This window comes from Streptomyces calidiresistens, from assembly GCF_014141525.1.
Classification (GTDB): Bacteria; Actinomycetota; Actinomycetes; order Streptomycetales; family Streptomycetaceae; genus Streptomyces; species Streptomyces calidiresistens.
Map to the genome: position 1 here is coordinate 1 of NZ_VKHS01000525.1, position 3988 is coordinate 3988.

Sequence of the window (3988 nt, forward strand, 5' to 3'; positions counted from 1 at the left end):
GGGATGGGGCGGGCCGATGGGCGCCGGTGGTCCGGCGGTGGTCACGGAAATCGGCGGTCCCGTTGGGGACCCGACTACTGGGTGGCGACGCCCTCACCTCCTCCTGCCCTCCGCCCCTCCCGGGGCACGACTCCTGCGCTCCGGCCCCTGCCGGGGCATGAAAAAAGACCTCCCGCACGGGGGAGGTCTGCGTCACTCGTGGCAGGGCACCGGGACACGGCGGGGCCGGCCCGGGCTTCCCTACGTCGAGCTTCAGCACTGCGGGCCTAGGGGAGCACGGGTCTCCCCGGTCTGCGTTAAGCCAAGCCTTGATTCGGCAGGGCCTGTTCAACCCGTAGGGGTCTCTCGACCTTTCCGGGCAGCAGACGCGTACGCGCGCAGGAGCCTCACCTAACGGGACACCTGTCGTCCGCTCACGGCGGATCCACGATCCACGAGGGTAGGTCGGAGCCGCACCCCCGTCAAACCCCTCCGCGTGTCCCGGCGTCCGCACCGCGGAGGACGGCGTCGGCGTCGCCCGGCAGCGGGGCCGGGTGACGCCGACGCCGCGACTCAGTCCGCCAGCGGCAGGTAGACGCGGTTGCCGGACTCGGCGAACTCGCGGGACTTGGCGAGCATTCCCGCCTCGATCTCCTCCGGGGTGGCGTCCCCGTCGCCGCCGAACCGCTCCCCGATCTCCCGGCTGATCTTCATCGAACAGAACTTCGGACCGCACATGGAGCAGAAGTGCGCGGTCTTCGCCGGCTCCGCCGGGAGCGTCTCGTCGTGGTACTCACGGGCGGTGTCCGGATCCAGCGAGAGGTTGAACTGGTCCTCCCAGCGGAACTCGAACCGGGCGTCGGACAGCGCGTCGTCCCACTCCTGCGCCCCCGGGTGTCCCTTGGCCAGGTCGGCGGCGTGCGCGGCGATCTTGTAGGTGATCACGCCGGTCTTCACGTCGTCCGGGTTGGGCAACCCCAGGTGCTCCTTGGGGGTGACGTAGCAGAGCATCGCCGTGCCCCACCAGGCGATCATCGCCGCGCCGATGCCACTGGTGATGTGGTCGTACGCCGGGGCGATGTCGGTGGTCAGCGGGCCGAGCGTGTAGAACGGCGCCTCGTCGCAGATCTCCTGCTGGAGGTCGATGTTCTCCTTGATCTTGTGCATCGGGACGTGACCCGGGCCCTCGATCATGGTCTGCACGTCGTGCGACTTCGCGATCCGGTTCAGCTCGCCGAGCGTGCGCAACTCGGCGAACTGCGCCTCGTCGTTGGCGTCCGCGATCGAGCCCGGTCGCAGGCCGTCACCGAGCGAGAAGGTGATGTCGTAGGCCCGCAGGATCTCGCAGAGCTCCTCGAAGTGCGTGTAGAGGAAGCTCTCCTTGTGGTGGGCCAGGCACCAGGCGGCCATGATCGACCCGCCGCGCGAGACGATGCCGGTCTTGCGGCGCGCGGTCAGCGGCACGTACCGCAGCAGCACGCCGGCGTGCACCGTCATGTAGTCCACGCCCTGCTCGGCCTGTTCGATCACGGTGTCCCGGTAGACGTCCCAGCTCAGTTCCTCCGCGCGGCCGTCCACCTTCTCCAGCGCCTGGTAGAGCGGCACGGTGCCGATCGGAACGGGGGAGTTGCGCAGCACCCACTCGCGGGTGGTGTGGATGTTGCGGCCGGTGGACAGGTCCATCACGGTGTCCGCGCCCCAGCGGGTGGCCCGGGTCATCTTCTCCACCTCCTCCTCGATGGAGGAGGTGACGGCGGAGTTGCCGATGTTGGCGTTGACCTTCACCAGGAACCGCTTGCCGATGATCATCGGCTCGATCTCCGGGTGGTTGACGTTGGCCGGCAGCACCGCCCGACCGGCGGCGATCTCCTCGCGCACCACCTCGGGTGCGACGTTCTCCCGGATCGCGACGAACTCCATCTCCGGGGTGATCTCGCCCCGTCGGGCGTACGCGAGTTGGGTGACGGCCCGACCGCCCGTGGCCCGCCGGGGGCGGCGCGGGCGACCGGGGAAGACGGCGTCCAGATTGCGCAACCCGCCCCGGGGCGAGGTGTGCCTGATCCCGTCGTCCTCGGGCCGCGGCTCGCGCCCCGCGTACTCCTCGGTGTCGCCCCGTTCGATGATCCACCGCTGTCGCAGCGGCTCCAGGCCGCGGCGCACGTCGGTCTCGACGCCGGGGTCGGTGTACGGGCCGGAGGTGTCGTACAGGGTGACGTCCCGGCCGGTGGTCAGGTGCACCCGGCGGACGGGAACCCGCAGGTCGGGGCGGCTGCCCTCCAGGTAGCCCTTGTGCCAGCCGAGCGGGCGGGCGGTGTCATCCGCGGTCGCGGTGGTCGGCTCTTCGGTGCGGTCGGTTCCGTTGGTTCCGTTGATGGGTTCGGTGGGTTCGGTGGTGGCGGTGTTCGTCGTGGCGGTGACACCGGTACCGTTCGCGTTCGCGTCGGTACCGTTGGTGTCCGTGGCGGCGCGCGTGTGCGCGTCCCGTGCGGTCATCGAAGACCCACTCCCTACGCCGGCATTACCCGGTAACAGGTTCGGCGGTCGGCGCAGCCGTTCAGCGCCCTCTCAGCCCCGTGCTCGGAGCTCCCGCGATGTCACATGAACGCCCCTCACGCTAACGGCACACCGGTGGGGATGGCCAGAGGGCCCCGCCTCTCTTGCGATGATCCTCCCGTGACGCCTCCCCCCAGCACCCCCGAGAGCCACGGTCCCCACGGACACGGCGGCGGCCCCGGCGACGCGTTCGACGCGCACGCCCATCCGCACGGGCACACCCACCAACACGGCCCCGCCGCCCCGGTCTCCGGCCGTCTGCGCCGGGTGATCGCCGCCGTCCTGGTGCCCTTCGCGGCCTTCGTCGGGGTCGGCATGCTCCTGCTGTGGCCCGGCGGCGTACCCGAGCAGGAGGACCGCACCGGTGTCGGCTTCGACCGGCAGATCCAGGACGCCCGGGTGACCGAGGTGCGGGAGGTGCCGTGCGCGGACGTCGGCGTCGCGGTGCGGCAGGGGGTCAGCGGCCCGTGCGAGCTGGCGACGGTCGAGGTGACCAGCGGACCCGACGCGGGCCGCACCTTCGAGGAGGTCGTGCCTCCGGACGCCCCCCAGCGGTTCCGCACGGGGCAGGAGGTGAGGGTCGCCCACGCACCCGACGCGCCGGAGGAGTTGCAGTACTCGATCTTCGACGTCGAGCGATCGGTGCCGATCCTGCTGCTCGCGGCGATCTTCGCGGTCGCGGTGGTGCTGGTGGGGCGGCTGCGGGGGTTCCTGGCGCTGGTCGGCCTGATCGTCAGCTTCGCGATCCTGACCCTGTTCATCCTCCCGGCCATCCTGCAGGGCTCCAACCCGTTGCTGGTGGCGGTGATCGGCGGCAGCGCCATCATGCTGGCGACGCTCTACCTGTGCCACGGGCTGACGGCGCGCACCTCGGTCGCGGTGCTGGGAACCCTGATCTCGCTGGTGCTGATCGGTTTCCTGGGCTCGGCCTTCATCGAGTGGGCGGCGCTCAGCGGCAACACCAACGACCAGACGGGGCTGGTGAACGCGCTCTACCCCGACATCGAGATCCGGGGCCTGCTGCTGGCCGGCATCCTGATCGGCTCGCTGGGTGTGCTCGACGACGTGACGGTCACCCAGACCTCGGCCGTGTGGGAGCTCAAACAGGCGGAGCCGAACGCGAGCTGGCTGAAGCTGTACCGGGCGGGGATGCGGATCGGCCGGGACCACATCGCCTCGGTGGTGAACACGCTGGTGCTGGCGTACGCCGGTGCCGCGCTGCCGCTGCTGCTGCTCTTCTCCATCGCCGGACAGAGTGTGGGGACCGTCGCCTTCAGCGAGTTGGTGGCGGAGGAGATCGTGCGGACCCTGGTGGGCTCGATCGGGCTGGTGGCCTCGGTGCCGATCACCACCGTCCTGGCGGCGCTGGTGGTCAGCGCCGACCGGGAGGGCGTGCTGCCCGCCGGCGCCGCGGCGCCGGGGCGGGGCGGCGGGGGCCGACGCCGTCGGCCCCGCC

Annotated in this window: 2 protein-coding genes and 1 riboswitch; of the genes, one reads left to right on the forward strand and one right to left on the reverse strand. The window is 71.0% G+C overall.

Annotated features, from left to right (window positions below; all coding sequences use genetic code 11):
* Positions 1-231: 231 nt before the first annotated feature.
* Positions 232-405, reverse strand: a riboswitch (M-box (ykoK) riboswitch).
* A 147-nt stretch (positions 406-552) separates the two neighbouring features.
* Positions 553-2472, reverse strand: coding sequence for a phosphomethylpyrimidine synthase ThiC (gene thiC / locus FOE67_RS18905; protein ID WP_182665876.1), 1920 nt, complete (start codon positions 2470-2472; stop codon positions 553-555).
* A 180-nt stretch (positions 2473-2652) separates the two neighbouring features.
* Here thiC and FOE67_RS18910 point away from each other — a divergent pair.
* The coding region (locus FOE67_RS18910) for a YibE/F family protein (protein ID WP_438874254.1) at positions 2653-3988 on the forward strand (1336 nt) is incomplete at its 3' end.

What these genes read in the sequence shown, in the direction of transcription:
- thiC (WP_182665876.1), bottom strand. Translation starts at nt 2,472, where the DNA reads ATGACCGCACGGGACGCGCACACGCGCGCCGCCACGGACACCAACGGT.